At 40.5% G+C, this 18,825-nt stretch carries 17 protein-coding genes; 1 reads left to right on the top strand and 16 read right to left on the bottom strand.

The features are described 5' to 3' along the window. Positions 1-1,541: 1,541 nt before the first annotated feature. The 5 genes from ispG to ndk all read right to left on the bottom strand — a co-directional run bounded on the left by ispG (position 1,542) and on the right by ndk (position 7,429). Positions 1,542-2,645 (bottom strand): flavodoxin-dependent (E)-4-hydroxy-3-methylbut-2-enyl-diphosphate synthase, encoded by a 1,104-nt coding sequence (gene ispG / locus KO525_RS08855; RefSeq protein ID WP_215963425.1) that lies wholly within the window; start codon positions 2,643-2,645, stop codon positions 1,542-1,544. A gap of 22 nt (positions 2,646-2,667) precedes the next feature. After that, positions 2,668-3,681, bottom strand: coding sequence for a RodZ domain-containing protein (locus tag KO525_RS08850; protein ID WP_215963424.1), 1,014 nt, complete (start codon positions 3,679-3,681; stop codon positions 2,668-2,670). After that, the gene (pilW, locus tag KO525_RS08845; protein WP_215963423.1) at positions 3,678-5,570 is read right to left on the bottom strand and encodes a type IV pilus biogenesis/stability protein PilW; all 1,893 of its coding nucleotides are present in this window, start codon (positions 5,568-5,570) and stop codon (positions 3,678-3,680) included. Before pilW ends, KO525_RS08850 begins: the two co-directional genes overlap by 4 nt. Before the next feature lie 35 nt (positions 5,571-5,605). Beyond that, positions 5,606-6,748, bottom strand: coding sequence for a bifunctional tRNA (adenosine(37)-C2)-methyltransferase TrmG/ribosomal RNA large subunit methyltransferase RlmN (locus tag KO525_RS08840; RefSeq protein WP_215963422.1), 1,143 nt, complete (start codon positions 6,746-6,748; stop codon positions 5,606-5,608). A gap of 249 nt (positions 6,749-6,997) precedes the next feature. Beyond that, positions 6,998-7,429 (bottom strand): nucleoside-diphosphate kinase, encoded by a 432-nt coding sequence (ndk, locus tag KO525_RS08835; protein ID WP_215963421.1) that lies wholly within the window; start codon positions 7,427-7,429, stop codon positions 6,998-7,000. A gap of 222 nt (positions 7,430-7,651) precedes the next feature. Between ndk and KO525_RS08830 the strand changes: the two genes are divergently transcribed. After that, a complete protein-coding gene (locus KO525_RS08830) occupies positions 7,652-9,073 on the top strand; it encodes a hypothetical protein (protein WP_215963420.1) in 1,422 nt (473 codons plus the stop codon). Positions 9,074-9,101: 28 nt separating this feature from the next. Here KO525_RS08830 and arfB read toward each other — a convergent pair whose 3' ends face one another. From arfB to srmB, 11 genes are all read right to left on the bottom strand, one after another. Then, positions 9,102-9,518, bottom strand: coding sequence for an alternative ribosome rescue aminoacyl-tRNA hydrolase ArfB (gene arfB, locus KO525_RS08825; RefSeq protein ID WP_215963419.1), 417 nt, complete (start codon positions 9,516-9,518; stop codon positions 9,102-9,104). 4 nt (positions 9,519-9,522) lie between these two features. Next, complete coding sequence (yacG, locus tag KO525_RS08820) at positions 9,523-9,750, bottom strand: DNA gyrase inhibitor YacG (protein WP_215963418.1); 228 nt, start codon at positions 9,748-9,750, stop codon at positions 9,523-9,525. 16 nt (positions 9,751-9,766) lie between these two features. Continuing rightward, positions 9,767-10,516: a cell division protein ZapD gene (locus KO525_RS08815; RefSeq protein WP_215963417.1), complete on the bottom strand. Its 750-nt coding sequence runs from the start codon at positions 10,514-10,516 to the stop codon at positions 9,767-9,769. Between the two features lie 107 nt (positions 10,517-10,623). Next, positions 10,624-11,232 carry a dephospho-CoA kinase gene (gene coaE, locus KO525_RS08810; RefSeq protein WP_215963416.1) on the bottom strand — a complete coding sequence of 203 codons (609 nt, stop codon included), beginning with the start codon at positions 11,230-11,232 and terminating at the stop codon, positions 10,624-10,626. After that, positions 11,229-12,113, bottom strand: coding sequence for an A24 family peptidase (locus KO525_RS08805; protein WP_215963415.1), 885 nt, complete (start codon positions 12,111-12,113; stop codon positions 11,229-11,231). The genes coaE and KO525_RS08805 overlap by 4 nt, the downstream gene beginning before the upstream one ends. A 74-nt stretch (positions 12,114-12,187) precedes the next feature. Then, entirely contained in the window at positions 12,188-13,417 is a 1,230-nt protein-coding gene (locus KO525_RS08800; RefSeq protein WP_215963414.1) for a type II secretion system F family protein, read from the bottom strand. A gap of 17 nt (positions 13,418-13,434) precedes the next feature. Then, on the bottom strand, positions 13,435-15,135 hold the full coding sequence (pilB, locus tag KO525_RS08795) for a type IV-A pilus assembly ATPase PilB (RefSeq protein WP_215963413.1): 1,701 nt from the start codon (positions 15,133-15,135) through the stop codon (positions 13,435-13,437). A gap of 241 nt (positions 15,136-15,376) precedes the next feature. Then, the gene (locus tag KO525_RS19690; RefSeq protein ID WP_215963412.1) at positions 15,377-15,898 is read right to left on the bottom strand and encodes a prepilin-type N-terminal cleavage/methylation domain-containing protein; all 522 of its coding nucleotides are present in this window, start codon (positions 15,896-15,898) and stop codon (positions 15,377-15,379) included. 245 nt (positions 15,899-16,143) lie between these two features. Beyond that, a complete protein-coding gene (gene nadC, locus KO525_RS08785) occupies positions 16,144-16,986 on the bottom strand; it encodes a carboxylating nicotinate-nucleotide diphosphorylase (RefSeq protein ID WP_215963411.1) in 843 nt (280 codons plus the stop codon). A gap of 17 nt (positions 16,987-17,003) precedes the next feature. Beyond that, positions 17,004-17,513: a TIGR02281 family clan AA aspartic protease gene (locus KO525_RS08780; RefSeq protein WP_215963410.1), complete on the bottom strand. Its 510-nt coding sequence runs from the start codon at positions 17,511-17,513 to the stop codon at positions 17,004-17,006. Positions 17,514-17,516: 3 nt separating this feature from the next. After that, positions 17,517-18,758 carry an ATP-dependent RNA helicase SrmB gene (gene srmB, locus KO525_RS08775; RefSeq protein ID WP_215963409.1) on the bottom strand — a complete coding sequence of 414 codons (1,242 nt, stop codon included), beginning with the start codon at positions 18,756-18,758 and terminating at the stop codon, positions 17,517-17,519. Positions 18,759-18,825: the final 67 nt, after the last annotated feature.

Genomic DNA, 18,825 nt, shown 5'->3' with positions numbered 1-18,825 from the left:
TCAGGGTCAGAGTCGCTGATATTTATTAAATTCTCTGCATCCGGTTGGAGATTCTGAATATCGCTTTGGCTGACTCATATTACAAGCTGAGGGAATGACGTTTTTTGTTCTGAAATTATGAGTTATTGCACCTATATTTCAGGCGACATTTCCCTTCGTCTAAATCCCCTTAGTTGAGATTTATATCTCGAAGTGAACCGCGGGGACGCCGTTGCAAGGAATGTATTCATGGACGAATTTACATTCCGTCTTCGACGATAATATAAATATCAAATAAGGATTAGGGATTTGGTCGAAAGCGGCCTTTTTGCCTACTTTTTGGGTTGTTGCAAAAAGTAAGGTCGACGCAGTCGAAATAGCCGCCTGCAGGGCAAAGAAAGGCGCAGCCTGCAAAGCGAATTATGAACTTCCTCTGCACTTGGTTGGAGGTTCTGAATATCGCTTAGGCTCGACTAATTTTACAAGCTAGGGAATGACGTTTTATAGAAAGGATCGTCATTCCAAAATCGCCCCGGCGATATTTGGAATCTCCAACAATCGACTCTGAAAGTAAAAATGTTTTGGTGCGCTATACATTGGTGTTACTAGCAACATTCAAGCATTCTTTTGTGTGAACTATGAAATTCCTCTGCACTTGGTTGGAGGTTCCTAATATCGCTTAGGCTCGACTAATTTTACAAGCTAGGAATGACGTTTTTTGTTCTGATTATTTTGAGCCAATTGAAGGCGGATTATGAAATTCCTCTGCACTCGGTTGGAGGTTCCTAATATCGCTTAGGCTCTTTTGGAATGACGTTTTTTGTTCTGAAGTTATGAGTTAATTGAAGGCGGATTATGAACTTCCTCTGCACTTGGTTGGAGGTTCCTAATATCGCTTAGGCTCGACTAATTTTACAAGCTTGGGGATGACGTTTTTTTGTTCTGAAGTTATGAGTTATTGCACCTAAAGTTCAGGCTGCATTTCCCTTCGTCTAAATTCCCCTTAGTTGAGATTTATAACTCGAAGTGAACGGCAGGGACGCCGTTGCAAGGAATGTATTCATGGACGAATTTACATTCCGTCTTCGACGATATTATAAATATCAAATAAGGATTAGGGATTTGGCCGAAAGCGGCTCTTTTGGTTACTTTTCTAGCTGTTGAGAAAAGTGACTCGCCTTTAGGCGAAATAGCCGCCCGCAGGGCAAAGCAAGGCGCAGCCTGCAAAGCGAATTATGAAATTCCTCTGCACTCGGTTGGAGGTTCTGAATATCGCTTAGGCTCGACTAATTTTACAAGCTAGGGATGACGTTTTATAGAAAGAATCGTCATTCCAAAATCGCCCCAGCGATATTTGGAATCTCCAACAATCGACTCTGAAAGTAAAAATATTTTGATGCGCTATACACTGGTGTTACTAGCAACATTCAAGCATTCTTTTGTGTGAACTATGACATTCCTCTGCACTTGGTTGGAGGTTCCTAATATCGCTTAAGCTCGACTAATTTTACAAGCTAGGGATGACGTTTCCTGTTCTGAAATTATGAGGTAATTAAAAGCGACTATTCAACGTTCGTCGCTGGAATTTTATTGGCAATAAATTCTCGAATTTCAGATTCAAGCTCTTCAACGATATTATCATTATTGAAGCGTTTTTTCTGGCGAACACCATTTAAGTAAAACCCGCTGCGTTTGTTTGCACCGGCAAGACCTAAATCGGAAACCAGAGCCTCACCTGGACCATTTACAACACAACCGATAACTGACACGGTCACAGGTTCAATTACGTCTTCTAGTCGCTCTTCAAGTTGATTCATGGTGGTTACCACATCAAACTCTTGGCGAGAGCAACTCGGGCACGCTATAAAGTTAATGCCTCGTGCTCGAATACCTAACGACTTTAATATATCGAAACCCACTTTGATTTCTTCAACTGGATCAGCCGCTAGAGAGATCCGTAACGTATCGCCAATGCCTTCTGCTAACAACATTCCGAGTCCAACCGCTGATTTAACCGCACCTGAACGGAAGCCACCAGCTTCAGTAATACCAAGATGCAAAGGTTGGTCTATTTTTTGTGCAAGCAAACGATATGCACCAACGGCCAAATGAACGTCCGACGCTTTAACACTTACTTTGAAGTTGTGAAAATCGTGACGTTGTAATATTTCTACATGACGCATTGCCGATTCAACAAGTGCTTCGGGAGTTGGCTCTTTGTATTTTTCTTGAATATCTTTTTCTAATGATCCGCCATTAACACCGATCCGTATAGGGATGTTCTTTTCTTTGGCAACGTCGATTACCGCTTTAATACGCTCTTCATTACCGATATTACCTGGATTAATACGCAAACAATCGACACCGTATTCGGCAACTTTAAGTGCAATTCGATAATCAAAATGAATATCTGCAACCAAAGGGATGGTCACACGTTGTTTAATTTCTTTAAATGCTTCTGCAGCTTCCATCGTTGGAACAGATACACGGACAATGTCTGCCCCGGCATTTTGTATCGCTTCAATTTGAGCAACCGTAGCATCAACATCCAAAGTATTGGTATTTGTCATTGATTGCACAGCTATTGGTGCATCACCACCCACCGGTACATTACCAACCATAACCTGAGTGGATTTACGTCGCTTAATCGGGTTTTCGCCAAACATCGGGATCTCTTATTCTGTAAATTTAATTATTTGCTAATTCTGCTGCGTCTAACTCAAAACGAGCGACACGATTACGTGGGTAACGATTGGTATCAAACTTTTTGCCGTCGACCCAAATAGTCACACCAACTGGGTTACCAAGTAAAACGCTAAACGGTCCCTGTGCATTTAATGTCATTCTATAGCCAGCAGGTTTATTCCCTACCGCAATGCGCTCTTCGTTAATATCATATACTTCCACCCAGCATTCGTTTTCGAACAACATTTCCACTTTCATGAAACCTTCTTCGTCAACTTCGCCAACATCTGCCAAAAGCGCGGTTTGAGCAGCGGTTAATTCCATTGGCGCTGCTGCGTCTGTATTTTCTTGCGATGATTCATTAGCTGCTACAGTTGTTAAGTCATCAGCTGGTGTTGCTTCTATTGCAGGTTCAATTTCATCATCTTGTATAGCATCGGTTTGCGCTGCATTAGTATTAAACGAATTGACTAAATCTGCGTCATTTGACTCGTCCATTGATGACGCAATATTATCGACTTGTTCAACTTCCTGAGCAACCACCACTGCGTTGTTTTCATTACCACCGGCCAACGGCGCAATGTCGGTATTGTTTGAGTCTTGATACCACCAAAGAATTAGCGCGAATACCAATACACTTAATATTATCCAACTAACCAATTTTAAACGGCGTTCAAAAGCCTGTTTTTTGGTTCTTTTAGAAAAAGACTGCATTTCTTGTTTAGACATTTCTGGCATTTCAAATGCCGCAGTTGTTTTAATTGCGGTGAGTACTTCTGACTCTGCTACGCCAACTTTTTTTGCATAAGAACGGATATAACCGCGAATAAATGTCTCTGGTAAATTCTTTGGAACTCGATCTTTTTCTATAGCTTCCAATACGTTGACTGGTACACGGATTTGCTCTGCCAAATCAGCAAGTTCAATGCCTAGCTTTTCTCGCGCTGCACTTAATATTGTTCCTGCACTAAGGTTTGTCGCTGGTACTTCTGGTTCATTTGTTTGTTGTTCTGTCATTTCTTATATCGCTCCGCGTCAACCTTTAGCAGCTTTGTCCCTGCCATTACTACCCCGTCTTGGGTCAAATTATTCCAAACCAACAATTGAGAAAGCGCAACGTTCAAGTGATCAGCGATTTCAGACAATGATTGTTTGTCCTTTGTTATGTAATACACGTCAGGGTTGGCCAAATAGAGTTTTTGACCGGCCTTTAGATTACTTTCTGACGTTAGCTTATTCCAGCGTTTTAAGGCTTCAATTTTGATATTAAATTTTGTCGATATCGTATACAGATATTCATTTTTTCCAACGGTATGCTGCGGTATCGTTATACTCGGTGTTTGCACCTCTATTACCGATAACCCATTAGATTCTTCACCTAACTTTGATACGTTCTCAACCTTAGCCAAGTAATCTACAGGGTCTAAGTTAAACAGTTTCATGCCTTTTTTCAGCCAACCATCACTAGGTAAGTTGTTCCACTTCATTAGGGCTGATAGCTTAATATTGTGCTGACTTGCAAACTGTGACAATAACATGTCTTCAGTCACAACGATATATGGATTAGGATCCGCAATATAAAGGCGTTGCCCCAACTCTAGTGTCTCATTTTTTAATTCATTCCACGCCACAATTTTCAGCATTTGAACGTTAAATTTAACTGACAGTTGATACAAGTTGTCACCTTCTTGAACCTGGTACATTGGTGGTTCAATGGTACGTTCTTGTAATTTTAAAAATTGTTTTTGATTCGCAGTTGCGGCGCGGTCATTCACAACCTCCCCTGGCGCAACCTCTTCCACTAACATGGTTTCATTCGGAAGTGGGCCGACTTTTCTAAACGCTGCGGTAGATTGGGTTTGACTCGGCATCGTTATCGATTCCGTATCCGTTAGTGGCTTCGAAAACATTTCCAGCTTTTGTTTTAATTCTGCGGCTAGCGCTACACTTGAGGTTAACTCAACATTGGTATTCTGCAATGCCCCCGCACCAATTAGTCCGGTTTGAGAAAGTCGTGTATCAAACCGATTTTTAGTTGTGCGATTTTGAGGCTTTTTAATGATTTTAATTTGCGGTTGACCATTGCCAGCGGTCGCTTGATATTTTTGACGAAGCACTTCAAATTCTGAATTTTTCACTTGTCCTGTCGTAAAATATAAGGTTTCACGGGATTTGGGAAAAGCGTCTCTTAGTTTATTGGAATATTTATTCGCCTGAGAAATTCGTCCACGGCGCGTTTCCAATATATATCCGAGTAATAAAGCCCGCGAACTCGCTTCTGTTAATCGCATATAACGACCAAAAAAATCGAGGGCGGAAACAAGATCCCCTGACGCATATTTTAAACCCGCAAGCGACAAGACATTATTGGCCCGGCTAGGGTTATGTTTATATGAGGTTTCGTAATACTTTTCAGCTTTAACTAATTGGTCATTAGTTAGGGCACAGATTGCCATGTTTTCATAACTTTCTGCGGCTCTAGTATATTTTGATATATCTATCGCGCGCTTGAAAAACTTCTCAGCTTTATCAACATCTCCGGTGTTACATAAAAATGTACCGTAGTTGTTTAGCGTATCGGGGTTGTTTGGTTCTAAATCCACAGCTTCTTTGTAATATTCTTCCGCGATTAGCATTTCGCCAACCAACTGGTAATAATAACCAAGGCTGTAATTTATGTCGGCTCGGTCAGGCGAAAATTGATACGCTTTTTCAAGGTTAAATTTCGCCTGCTCAAATTTGCCGTTTTCGAGATAACTCAAACCAAGGATAAGTCTGGTTTTGGCTGCATCGTCTTTATTAAACTCTAAACTCCGAACTTTTTTCTTAGAATCGATAAAAGTTCGTTCCGTAACACAGCTTATCAGCATAAAACAGCTGAGCAATACGATAACAATTCGTCCCATAACCGCTTATTCTTATTTTTAATGAAAACTGAGGGTTAAGCCATTTTGACTGATATCGCCTCACCTTTCACCTGTTTTTTTAACATTCGCTTAGTCCGGTCAACTACGTCACCGGCTAATTGACCACAAGCCGCGTCAATATCATCGCCACGAGTACGACGGACGATACAAGTATAACCTTCTTCCTGCATGACTTTAGCGAATCTATCCACTCGAGAATTAGATGATTTTCCGTATGGCGCGCCTGGGAATGGATTCCATGGAATTAAGTTTATTTTAGACGGTGTTCCACGTAATGTTTTAGCTAATTCACGGGCATGATCCATTGAATCGTTAATGCCATCTAACATAACGTATTCAATCGTAATATCTTGGTTAGCTGTAGAACCATCAATATAACGACGACAAGCCGCTAGAAACGACTCGATATTATATTTTTTGTTTACCGGAACTAAGACGTCACGTAGTTCGTCGTTTGGTGCATGTAAAGAAATGGCGAGAGCCACATCAATTTTTTCTTTTAATAAGTCCAAAGCCGGCACAACACCTGATGTGCTAAGCGTGACACGACGTTTAGATAAACCAAAAGCGAAATCATCCATCATTAGTTCCATCGCTGGAACAACGTTATTTACATTTAATAACGGCTCACCCATGCCCATCATAACAACGTTTGTTACTGCACGATTGGTTGATAAACCATCCCAACCAATGTCTTGCACCACACGCCAAACTTGGCCAATAATTTCTCCGACCTTCAAATTACGATTAAAGCCTTGAGCCCCTGTCGAACAAAATGGACACTCTAATGCACAACCAACTTGAGAGGAAACACACAAAGTAGCGCGATTTCCATCTGGGATCCAAACCGCTTCGACTTCTTGGCCATCATCTAGCACCAATGCGTATTTAATTGTTCCATCGCTAGACACTTGGCGTACGCTAATTTCAGGTGATTTTATTACACACTTTTCTTTTAATTTGGTTCTTAAGACTTTTGAAAAATTAGTCATTTCATCAAAATCGGTTTTCCCCATTTGATAAATCCACTTCACCGCTTGGTCAGCACGAAAACCTTTTTCACCAAATTCATCCGCAAAAAACTTGCGCATGCCTTTGCGATCAAAGTCCATCAAATTTATTTTTGGAGTAGCCGGAGTGGTCGTTTCTGTCGTCATAAGAACCTCTTTGTAACTTATATCGTTGTTCTTTATTAGCAGTCTTTGCTAAAAGAAATGGATGCGTTATTACACGCGTACTAATTTTTCTAATCACTCTATGTTATCCACATTCACAAACGTTTCCAGTTGGAATGTTTAAGAGTGATTAGAAAAACAAAAAGGACTTAGTATTCCTAAGTCCTTTTAACGTATTGTTTATTTAGCAGTACTTACTTAACCATATTTCAAGTTAAGCAAAAAGTTAAATTAACGAGTACGTGCACAAATTTCGTCAGCAGAGAAGAAGTATGCAATTTCACGAGCTGCTGATTCAGGCGCATCAGAACCGTGACAAGCATTTTCATCAATTGAAGCTGCGTAATCAGCACGTAAAGTACCAGCTAGTGCTTCAGCAGGGTTTGTAGCACCCATGATTTCACGATTTTTCAATACTGCATTTTCGCCTTCTAACACTTGAACCATAACTGGACCAGAAGTCATGAAAGAAACCAAAGCACCAAAGAAAGGACGTTCGCTATGCTCAGCGTAGAAACCTTCAGCTTGCTCTTGAGAAAGGTGAACCATTTTAGACGCTACGATACGTAGACCTGCAGATTCAAAACGGTTATAAATAGCGCCGATTACATTTTTTGCAACTGCGTCAGGTTTGATGATAGAAAAAGTACGTTCTAAAGCCATGTTAAACTCCGTAAGTTTTAAATATAAAATTCGTTTAAACCGGTTCTAGTATCCGATTTTGGGCGCGCATTATACGTTAACAAATTGAAAAAGCATATGGTGAGTTACACAAAGCGCAAAAATTAATCAAACTAATTTAGTGCTGGCTCAAATCGACTTCGACTTCTATACTGATCCAGCAATATAAGCGCCTAAAATTTATGGTTTTTTGATGGGATTTTAATGTCACAACCTCTTTTTATCACTGATTTGTTACAACAACTCAAATCTGAATATGTTGAAGTCATCGACGATGCAACCTCATTTTACTCTAAATTTAGCGAGTTACAGGGCTTCTTTCTGCGTGAAAAAGAAAAGCTTGAGGAGGTTAATAACCAACTTAAAACAATTTTGGGCTACAAACAAAAAAATGGTAATTACCCAAAGATAAAAGACCAAGCCGACGTTGAAGTCTACTTATCTGAATTAAACCAAATCAAGAAAAAAGCCGATGAGAACATAGCTCAATTGTGGCCAAAAATTCAAAAAGGCTTTGAACAACGTAGAACAATACTCGACAAATTGGCCGGAGCATTAGTTGACGCAGCAGTTAAAGAACGAGACGCAGGTAAGTTTTTAACTACTATCGTGCTCCGCGCACCACTCTCTGGTGATCCAAGCCGTTGCCCAAACAATGAAAAAAATCGACCTCTTTATACGTCAGCATTAACGATACAACTTGTATCGCAACTTGCTCAGAAAGAACTGCTAGACAACAAATTTATTCAATTAAATTTACCCAATTGGTCCCAGAGCGATGAACAAGTAACAACATCAGACGATGATGATGACGAAGCACTAGAAGGTTATAAAGCCAATGTTTTAATGCCTATTGTTAAAGCCTGTTTATTGCAAAGCATCGGGAGTTACAGCCCAGAAGCTGAGGCATTGTATGAAGGTAATCGATACCGGCAGGTTGATGAAAAAACGCGAAAAAGCCAAGCTAAAGCCATTTATGAAAATACTCTAACATACCTTAAATGGGGATTAGGGAAACCGAATCGCAACGAATTTGACGACGACTCTTTATTTGAAAAAGCACTGCAACGACATCAAATTATGGAAGAGATTTTGGTTAATTATTCAAACCCTGCGCACTTGTTGGGTAATCTCATTCGTGTGCCAATGATTTATGCGTCTTTTATTTTATCGACCAAACCTAAATTTGACTTCCCAACCATGTTTAAAGCCTACGACGTACTTAGTAGCGCCATTGACAAAAAAGTAGTGCGTAAAGATGTTGCCAATATATTGAAAAAAATGGTTGGACGTTTTCCATTAGGTTGCGGCCTATATTTCATATCCAAAGAAACCAATTTGCCAGAACGCGGAGTTGTTACGACGCTTAACCCGTCAGCGCCCAATAATGCAATAGTTAAGCAATTAACCAAGCGGCAGGTACAATTTGACGACATTACCCAAGTAGAAGTGACACCAGCGTACAATATACTGTACGAAGCAGCGAGATCCAGCTCAGATTTTGGACCTGCTTATTTCAAAAAACAATTTCCAGACGGACTGTATTGGAACCCTGGACCTTTATGGGAACGAGATATTGATCATGCAAAATTTTGGCGGCGGGATAATAAAGTCAGAAAAAACTAATATTCAGTAACGACTGTGGGCTAACAATCTAGCCCATATCCACTTTGCCCCGCATTTGCTTTAGACCACTTCGCTTAGTCTTACTATCCATTCGCCTTTTTTGCGATGCGCGGGTAGGTTTTGTTGCTCGACGCGCCTTTGCAACAACAGACACACTCTTAATCAATTCCACTAACCGTTCTAACGCGTCATCTCGGTTTTGCTCTTGAGTCCGATATTGCTGCGCTTTTAGAACAATAACGCCTTCTTTTGTTAAGCGTTTGTCTTTTAGCGCTAACAAGCGCTCTTTATAGAAGTCTGGTAAAGAGGAGGCTGCGACATCAAATCGAAGGTGAATTGCCGAGGAAACTTTATTTACGTTTTGCCCGCCAGCGCCTTGAGCACGGATCGCATTTAACTCAATCTCATCAAGGGACAAACTGACATTGTTAGAAATGACTAACATCTTATTATTTAAAAAACTCGTTTTCTTGTTGGGCCAACATGTTTTCAATGCGATCGAGATCGGCTTCTGACATTGCTGACGCTAACGGTGATTCTGGAATAGATTTTTCTTCGTTGGCCCACTCACCTAAATCAATAAGCTGGCATCGTTTACAACAAAAAGGACGAAATTCTGATTCGGGCCCCCACACAACGTCTTTTACGCAGGTTGGACATTTAACTACGGTTGTCATAATTCACTCTTATTAACTAACATTTTGCTAATTCGAAATGAATTGTATCATTCACAGCCGTTTTAACCGAACTTTTATCAGGTTGCATAAAACTGATTGAAAATCGTCTATGACTGCCACTAACCGTTGGAAAAACCCCTAGGGACAAGTCGTAGCGTATACGCAATAAACTCACGTTATCGCCGCTGGAATCTTGATAAAATCCATTTACAGCACTTTTTTGCTCAAAACTATAGGACTCACGAATAAACATAAGTGAAAAGTCCAGCGCTTGTTTTAGTGGCAACAAGATATTAAGCCATTCTTGGACATTATTATCACGTTCTTGTTTTGTTTGTAGACGCCAATAGTGAAGTTGCGGTAATTCAAAATCACATGCGCCACCAGCAATAGAAAAACGTTGGCGTAAGCTGGCTAAAAATTTATCTTCTTTGAGTTGCTGACATGCTTTAGTCATATTGACGACGTCATTTTGCAATCGAATCGCCTCTGCTAACTTTTCCTGTAACGATTCATTTTGAACCTCAGGATGCGCCGCCCACTTAACCATACTTTTTTCTAATAAATCCAAATAATGAGTCAAGGTACTGCGAACGTCATTTCGTTCAAGTAGCTCAATGCAGTCAAAAATATTGCGGAAAAAGGAAAGTAGGTTGGGATAATTATTGGTGGATTGAAATGAATCGAGTTGCTGGAACAAGAGTTCGAGTCGCAAAAGCACTCGGACTTTTTCATTTAATGGGTGTTCGAATACAACAAAGTTCATTTTATTCTTATTATTGTTTGATAATATTTACTAGTACTTTCTAGTAGTTTAAACACATATCGCAGAAAAATTATACACTTTTATCTAAATTTACCGATTTTACGATGTTAAATTATTAAATTTTTTGCCCAAATATGTGCGGCTTTAACCTGCTCATTTAACATGAGTAAACTGCCTGAATTGTCGATGATAAAGTCAGCTTTATTTTTTCTCTCATGCCGTGACAGCTGGCTGTTAATAATGGCTTCTATTTGCGATGGTTCAACGCCATCCCTGTCACTCGCTCGACGCATTTGTACTGACTCATCAACATCAACAACAATAACCTTATCAACATATTTCTCAAGTCCATTTTCAAACAACAAGGGCGCAGATAACAGGACATAGTCTGAGGTAGCCGCGTCTAATTGTGCCAACAATTCAGCTCTAATAGCTGGGTGCATAATTGCATTTAGGGCTAACTTTTGAGCATTATCAGAAAAAATTTGTTGGCGTAACATCGCTCGATTTAGTGAGCCATCCGCCAGAATAATGCCTTTCCCAAACTGCTTAACAATAAGGTCTAATACTGGAGAGCCTACTTTAACAATATCTCTGGCGACGATGTCCGCATCGACCACATCAATACCAAGTTGCTGAAAAATGTTTGTTGCAGCCGTTTTGCCGCTGCCGATCCCGCCAGTTATTCCTATAATTAGCTTTTTCGGCTGGCTCATACAAAAACTCTTAAATACCATGCAAGGATACCATCACCCCACAACATGGTTATCCAACCAGCTATCGCGATATATGGTCCAAAAGGGATATGGGTCGTACGATCAGCCTTTGAAAATGCCATCATAGAAAGACCGATAACAGCCCCGACAGCGGACGATAGTAATATGACCATTGGCAACTGAATAACGCCAACAACACCACCAACAACCGCCATTAGCTTAAAGTCGCCATAACCCATGCCATCTTTTCCTGTGACTAACTTAAAGCCCCAAAAGACAACCCACAAAAACATATACCCAGAGGCCGCGCCAATAATTGCGTCTTTAGGAGATAGAAACACGCCCCAAATTGAGCTAATAATTACTAACCAAAGCGCAGGTTGGGTAATTTGATCTGGCAATAACATGTGATCAATATCGATAAAAATGAGGGCAACAAACAACCAAGTCAAAAGGATTAATACTGGCGCTTGAGGTGAAAACCCAACTACCATGACCACAGTTAATGACGCAATTGCAGTCAACAACTCTATTGCAGGGTACCTTAGGGAAATCGGCGTATTGCAGTTTCCACACTTTCCTTTCAATAATAAATAGCTAATGACTGGAATATTCTGCCATGGCTTAACTTTGTGTTTACATTTTGGACAGTGGGATTCCGGGACAGCTAAATTAAACGGCGTCGCTTCCTTTGCTTTCGTTTTTTTCAATTCATCGGCGAGTAATTCGCGGCAATCACAGTCCCATTCATTTTGCATCATCACCGGCAGTCGATAAATAACGACATTTAAAAAGCTGCCAACGAGAAGAGAGAGGACAAAAGTGAAACCATATAAAAACAGCGGAAAAGTTTCTAAAGCATCTAAAATTTGATCAAACATATATTTCTTATCAATTATTTTTGTAACGGTACAAAGGCCAAAGTCTAAGCAATTAACTCAGTGTAACAACCAGACTAAACCGCATTACCCATTTGGAATATAGGCAAATACATTACCACGATGAGACCACCTATTACGGTACCTAAAAAGACCATAATAAAGGGCTCGATAAGGGCAGTAATACCGTCAACAGCGTCGTCGACTTCTTGCTCATAAACATTGGCTACCCGCTCTAGCATAGTATCTAGGGCACCTGATTCTTCACCAATGGATACCATTTGCGTAACCATATCGGGAAACAAATTAGTGGCTCGCATCGATACGTGCATCAAGTTACCAGCGGATACGTCGGCTTTAATTTCCTGGATGGCTTTTTTATAAACAGCATTACCAGAGGCACCTGCCGCAGAGTTTAATGCTTCATGTAATGGGACACCGGCAGCAAAGGTGGTTGATAAGGTTCGAGCGTAACGTGCTATCGCCCCTTTGTTGACAATATTGCCAACTATCGGTGCTTTTAATAACAAGGCATCCATTGAAGCTGCAAATTTTGCATTGGTTCGTAGCGCCCGTTTGAATAAAAATACCGCAATGATGATCCCCGCAACCACGACAGCCCAATAATCTTGCGCTACTTCAGACGCGGCAATCGCGGTCATTGTTGGACCAGGCAAGTCAGCACCAAAACTTTTAAAGATGTCTTCAAAACTTGGAATTACCACAACGAGGAGAATACCGACAACAATAAACGAGATACTTAATATTGCGATTGGGTAGGTCATCGCTTTTTTAATTTTAGATTTCAAAGCTTCTGATTTTTCTTTATATAAAGCAATTCGGTCGAATATACCGTCTAATGCCCCGGATTTTTCACCCGATTCAACTAAGTCACAATACAAGTCGTCAAAATATTTAGGCTGGGTCCGCAATGCATCTGCAACACTAGAACCGGCCTGCACTTGACCAAGTACATCCTGAACCAGCTTAGACATACTTTGTTTATCGGCACCTTTAGCAATCATATCTAAAGACTGAACCAAAGGTACACCGGCGGTTAACATTGTGGCGACTTGTCGAGTAAATACGGCAATGTCTTTTGCATCAATTGGTTTACCACCTGAACCAAATAAAGGCTGTGGTTTTTTACGGACTTTGGTTGGGGTTATGCCTTGTTTTTTTAGATTCCCCTTGGCTTCACTGGCGCTAGCAGCATAGATTTCACCTTTGATTTTACCACCTCGGCGGTTCAAACCTTGGTAGGTAAAAACGATCTGCTTTCTGATTACTTTGTTATTTGTCGCCATTTACTTGCCTTAACCAATTACTGTTGAGTTACCCGGTTTACTTCCGCCAAACTTGTAATGCCATTTGCTGCTTTTAATAAACCAGATTGCCGCAAATTGTTGATACCTTCAAGTTTGGCTTGATTTGCAATATCTAACGAATTTCCACCGGACATAATTATGGTTTTCATTTGCTCAGACAGTTTCATTACTTCGTAAATACCGACCCGACCTTTGTAGCCTTGGGTGCATTCATTACATCCAACCGGCTTAAATAAGGTCATATCTTTAATTTGTTCAGGTTCAAAACCAATTTTTAACAATTCACTTTCTGGTAGCTCTATTTCCGGCTCTTTACAACGATTACAAAGCTTACGTGCTAATCGCTGGGCAATTATAAGTGATACTGAACTCGCAATGTTATAGGACGGAACCCCCATATTAGACAAACGTGTTAGCGTTTCGGGAGCAGAATTAGTATGCAGTGTGGATAAGACCAAGTGACCCGTTTGAGCCGCCTTAATTGAAATCTCGGCAGTTTCTAAATCTCGAATCTCACCGACCATTACGATATCGGGATCTTGACGTAAAAAGGCTCGTAATGCCGTCGCAAAATCTAAACCAGCCTTTGGATTCATTTGCACTTGGTTCACACCTGTCAAATTAATTTCAACCGGATCTTCCGCTGTTGAAATATTTCGTTCAGGGGTATTGAGAATATTGAGTCCGGTATACAAAGATACGGTTTTACCAGAACCCGTTGGCCCAGTAACTAAAATCATGCCCTGTGGTTGTGCTAAAGCTTCTAAATAGAGTTGTTTTTGCTCTTCCTCATAACCAAGTACATCGATACCTAACATTGCGCTAGACGCATCGAGGATACGCATAACCACTTTTTCGCCCCACAAAGTAGGAAGTGTGCTGACACGAAAATCGATGGATTTTTTGGCGGATACCTTTAGCTTAATTCGACCGTCTTGAGGTTTGCGTTTTTCAGCAATGTCCAAATTAGAAATAACTTTTATACGGGCCGATAAACGACTGGATAATGCGGAAGGTGGACGGGCAACTTCAGACAAAATACCGTCAATACGAAAGCGGATACGGTATTCTTTTTCATAGGGTTCGAAATGTAAATCCGACGCCCCTTTACGAATGGCGTCCAATAATATTTTATTGATATAAACAACGATTGGCGCATCGTCTTTTCCATCATTGCCATCGTCTTGTTCAGTTTCAACCGACTCTGTTTCTAAGTCAGCCAACTCCAACATATCCGATTCATTAACGCCAAGCCCTTCTTCTAAAGACGAAAATACTTGGTGAATAACTTCATTTAACGCTATTGGATCACAAACCACAAACTCAGTTTGCAGTCCGGTATTAAATTCAAAGTCTTCCTGTGCCGCAATATCAGACGGGTCTGCGGTCGCTAAATAGAGGGTTCGACCATTTTTAACTAAAGGTAATACTTGGTGTTTGGATACGAGTTTTTCGTTTTTGAGCTCATCAGGAATTTGCGAAACATCGTAATAGGCTATATCAATGCGCGGCACACCAAAGCGTTGGGATGCAAATAACATTAGGTTTTCAGGCGTGATCACCCCTTCTTTAACCAGTGCTTCCGCAGTTGATTGATAGGCGGATATACTCGTTTTCAGTTTCTCGACGGCTTCATCGGAAATTAACTGATGTGCTAAGAGTTGTCGAATTAAGGCACCGTTAAACGAATGTTGCATAAAACTGAGATTTCTTCCTGAATTAGTATCATTTAATTATGTCGAGGAAATCGCTTTGTCGCAACGTTTAACTAATGTTATGACAAAAAAAGAAAGGAAATATTCACTTTTTTAGCTGAAAGTTAAGATAGCGAAAATACTTTGACAAAAATATAAATCAATTTTGAAAAAACCATAAAAAAACGGGGACTTAAAGTCCCCGTTTAATAATAAATAGTAACCTACCTATTTATTATGATAATTAGTCTTCACTATCATCTTCTTCAGATGCTGTAACTGTGAAACCTTTTGGTGTAGGTAACTTAGTTACGTCACTTGATAATACTGTCCAAGTTACGGCACCGTTTGTTGCACTAACTGTAGCTTCAAATGTCAAAGATTCAGCTTGAAAGTCTTTAGGTGCCGTGTCGCTGTTATAAAGCATTACGATTTGTAGTGCATTTTCACCACCACCAGTAAGCGTGGCTGACGTAAAATCAGAACCCGATACAGAAGTTGTAGCAGTATAGTCAGCACCAGATGGGTCAACAAAACCAATATCTGCTAATTCTGCAAATGAACTTGGGTTTTGGCCATTCAATGCTACGTATTCTTCAACGGCATTTTTAATTGGACGCAATGCTGATGTAGATGAAGTTGTGGCTTCCGTACGTAAAACGTAAGTCTGGTATTGCGGAACCGCAACCGATGCCAGAATACCGATAATTGCAATTACAATCATCAGTTCAATTAGAGTAAAACCCTTTTGTTGGCGGTTTTTCATTTTATTACTCCTAGTAAGTTGTCATGAAGTTATTGTCTTTAACCTACAGCCATTGTGACTCTTTTACTTCAAATTACAAGCTACGAATTTGTTTCATATCAAATTTTACGCATCCGTACTGCAATCTAAAGGTCCAATAGTGTGATCTAATTATTAGCAATTTTCTCAAAATTACAAAAAACGTTAAAAGCTTGTTAGTGCCATAACTTGATTTACAAGATGCGTACTCATAAGAAATACAAGACTTAATCAAATCGCATCGACAAATCTATCGCATCCACATGCTTAGTTAAGCCACCAATTGAGATATAGTCAATATTTAACTGCGCATATGCTTTAAATTTTTCACCATCCATGTTACCAGACGCCTCAAGTTTAACTTTTCCATTGCTTAATTTTCTTGCTTGCGCTGTCATTTCAACAGTGAAATTATCCAACATGACGATGTCCGCCCCCGCATCCATTGCCAATTGAAGCTCATCTAATGACTCCACTTCCACTTCCACTTTAGCTGATGGATTGAGTTGTTTAGCGGTAGTCACTGCGGCATCAATAGATCCAGCGGCAAAAATATGATTTTCTTTAATTAAATACGCATCAAATAAACCAATTCGGTGATTCTGCCCACCACCACAGGTAACCGCGTATTTTTGCGCTAACCGTAAACCAGGGATGGTTTTACGCGTATCCAAAATTTTAGTTGTGCTTTGCATCGCGGCAATTTCATTAACGTAATGTTGGGTAGACGTTGCGGTCGCAGATAACATTTGCAAAAAATTTAACGCTGTACGCTCTGCTGTCAATATTTCACGGGCTGGGCCTGAGAATGTGAATAAGGTTTGATTGGCAACTACGTTGTCACCGTCTTTGACTTGCCACTCAATAGTCGTATTTTTAGCAATTTGGGAAAAGGTTTCATTCACCCATTCAACCCCGCAAACAACCGCATTTTGACGCGTAATCACTTTACCTGTGGCCAGTTGTTCCGATGGAATTAATTGTGCGGTAATATCTAAATCGGCAGACAGACCATTTAGGTCTTCTTGCAGCGCAGCGGTAACTTGAGCAGGAATGTGTTGCTGATACATAGTTTGAAAATTCTCTTTTATTGTATTTGCTTAAGGGTCAATCGTCCCTCTCTTTGCGTAAACTCAACTTGTTTTAATGCGTTCATGCCAAGTAATAACTCGTCGCCCTGCATACCAGGTACAATCGTCGCGCGCATATTGCCAAACTGCAACTTGCCGATAGTTAAGTTATCAATCGTAGTCATATACGCCTTAGCTGTGCCATTGGCAGTATTAACCGATACAGGCTGACCATATTTAAGGCCAATTGCATCAGCAACCCCTTTCGGTACTGCGACATTTGTCGCGCCAGTATCGAGTAAAAAGGTCACTGGGTAGTTATTTAACAGGCCATTTACAACATAATGACCCATTCGGTTTTGGTCTAAAACTAAAGTAGCCATTTGACCGTTAATATAGCTCTCGGGGTTTTGATTTGGATTTACGCGCTCTGATAATTTGCCATCAAAAAACTGATAACCTAAGACGAGAAACAATCCCCAGAAGATAAATGCAAACGTTTTGCCTATTTTAACGGGTTGCGACATGGCTTATTTTTTCTTCTTAGTTTTCTTCTTAGCCGACTTAGCTAACGCTTTGGCGACTTTTTTCTTATGCGGCTTTTTCTTTTTAGCCGGAACTGCAGATTCTTTGTATTTAGGTTCGATGCCTGCAATTTTTCTATGCTTAAACGTTTGTTCTGTATAACGTTCAATTTTTTTCATGATCAGCATGTCGTGTGCAGCAATAAAACTGACGGCATAGCCTTTTGCTCCAGCGCGAGCCGTGCGGCCAATTCGGTGAACATAGACATCCGCTGTTCGCGGTAAATCAAAGTTAAAGACGTGAGTCACATCGATAATATCAAGACCACGCGCTGCAACATCGGTTGCGACCAATACAGGGGATTTACCCGACTTTAATTTATCTATTGCTTTGAGACGCTTGTCCTGGGGCATCTCACCTTGCAAGTACGCTGCGTAAATACCCATAGCTTGCAACTGATTTACAACAAGCTCTAACCGTTCTTTGGTTTTAACAAATACGATTGACTTTTTAACATCTTCTAACGCTAAATAGTGCCCCAGCATGGCAAATTTGTGTTCATCGCTGTCGGCTAAGTGGGTCCATTCAACAATTTTACTGACTTCACTTCTTGGTGCATCCGCTTCAACAAATACCGCTTCGGCCAAAACATGATTACCAAACTCTATTATACCGCGGCCTTCTAATGTGGCAGAAAACAACATGGCCTGACGACGATTTCGAGATTCTTCTGCAATACGTAACATAAAGCTACGGAACCCCATGTCGAGCATGCGATCGGCTTCATCTAGTATTAAGACTTCAACATCTTCACAGTGGAAAGTTTCAGCATCCATATACTCAAGCAGACGACCTGGTGTTGAAATTAAAATATCGTTATTTTTTTCAAGAATATCTTTATGACTGCCGTAATTAATACCGCCGGTGATGACACCTACACGTAAATCAGTATGTTGGCTTAACGTTTTAGCAAAATCATAGGTTTGATAAGCAAGTTCTCTGGTAGGCGCAAGTACCATAACACGGGCAAAACCAGGGTTTCTGCGAGGAGAGTCTAATAAATACTGGATTGCTGGGATCAAAAACGCGGCAGTTTTACCGGTTCCTGTCGGTGCACTTGCTAACACATCGTGACCATCCAACGCCTCAGGTATTGCGGCTTGTTGTACTCGTGTTGGTTTGGCGTAACCAAGGGACTGAATACCTAAAAGTAAACGGCGGTCTAAATCGAACTCATCAAATGTCATGCAAATTCCGGCTGGAGCTATATCAAATCTTAAGGTCTGATATTATAGCGGAAAATATCGTCAAGCG

Source organism: Psychrosphaera sp. B3R10 (genome assembly GCF_018861025.1).
Taxonomy (GTDB): domain Bacteria; phylum Pseudomonadota; class Gammaproteobacteria; order Enterobacterales; family Alteromonadaceae; genus Psychrosphaera; species Psychrosphaera algicola.
The sequence above is the reverse complement of the archived record's forward strand: the minus strand, read 5'-3'. Positions and strand labels throughout refer to the sequence as shown.

Coding starts and splice junctions, on each gene's coding strand:
- KO525_RS08840 (WP_215963422.1), bottom strand. CDS start 6,748: ATGACGACAGAAACGACCACTCCGGCTACTCCAAAAATAAATTTGATG.
- ispG (WP_215963425.1), bottom strand. CDS start 2,645: ATGTTTGGCGAAAACCCGATTAAGCGACGTAAATCCACTCAGGTTATG.
- KO525_RS08805 (WP_215963415.1), bottom strand. CDS start 12,113: ATGTTTGATCAAATTTTAGATGCTTTAGAAACTTTTCCGCTGTTTTTA.
- yacG (WP_215963418.1), bottom strand. CDS start 9,750: ATGACAACCGTAGTTAAATGTCCAACCTGCGTAAAAGACGTTGTGTGG.
- ndk (WP_215963421.1), bottom strand. CDS start 7,429: ATGGCTTTAGAACGTACTTTTTCTATCATCAAACCTGACGCAGTTGCA.
- KO525_RS08800 (WP_215963414.1), bottom strand. CDS start 13,417: ATGGCGACAAATAACAAAGTAATCAGAAAGCAGATCGTTTTTACCTAC.
- KO525_RS08815 (WP_215963417.1), bottom strand. CDS start 10,516: ATGAACTTTGTTGTATTCGAACACCCATTAAATGAAAAAGTCCGAGTG.
- KO525_RS19690 (WP_215963412.1), bottom strand. CDS start 15,898: ATGAAAAACCGCCAACAAAAGGGTTTTACTCTAATTGAACTGATGATT.
- srmB (WP_215963409.1), bottom strand. CDS start 18,758: ATGACATTTGATGAGTTCGATTTAGACCGCCGTTTACTTTTAGGTATT.
- KO525_RS08850 (WP_215963424.1), bottom strand. CDS start 3,681: ATGACAGAACAACAAACAAATGAACCAGAAGTACCAGCGACAAACCTT.
- nadC (WP_215963411.1), bottom strand. CDS start 16,986: ATGTATCAGCAACACATTCCTGCTCAAGTTACCGCTGCGCTGCAAGAA.
- pilB (WP_215963413.1), bottom strand. CDS start 15,135: ATGCAACATTCGTTTAACGGTGCCTTAATTCGACAACTCTTAGCACAT.
- pilW (WP_215963423.1), bottom strand. CDS start 5,570: ATGGGACGAATTGTTATCGTATTGCTCAGCTGTTTTATGCTGATAAGC.
- KO525_RS08780 (WP_215963410.1), bottom strand. CDS start 17,513: ATGTCGCAACCCGTTAAAATAGGCAAAACGTTTGCATTTATCTTCTGG.
- KO525_RS08830 (WP_215963420.1), top strand. CDS start 7,652: ATGTCACAACCTCTTTTTATCACTGATTTGTTACAACAACTCAAATCT.
- coaE (WP_215963416.1), bottom strand. CDS start 11,232: ATGAGCCAGCCGAAAAAGCTAATTATAGGAATAACTGGCGGGATCGGC.
- arfB (WP_215963419.1), bottom strand. CDS start 9,518: ATGTTAGTCATTTCTAACAATGTCAGTTTGTCCCTTGATGAGATTGAG.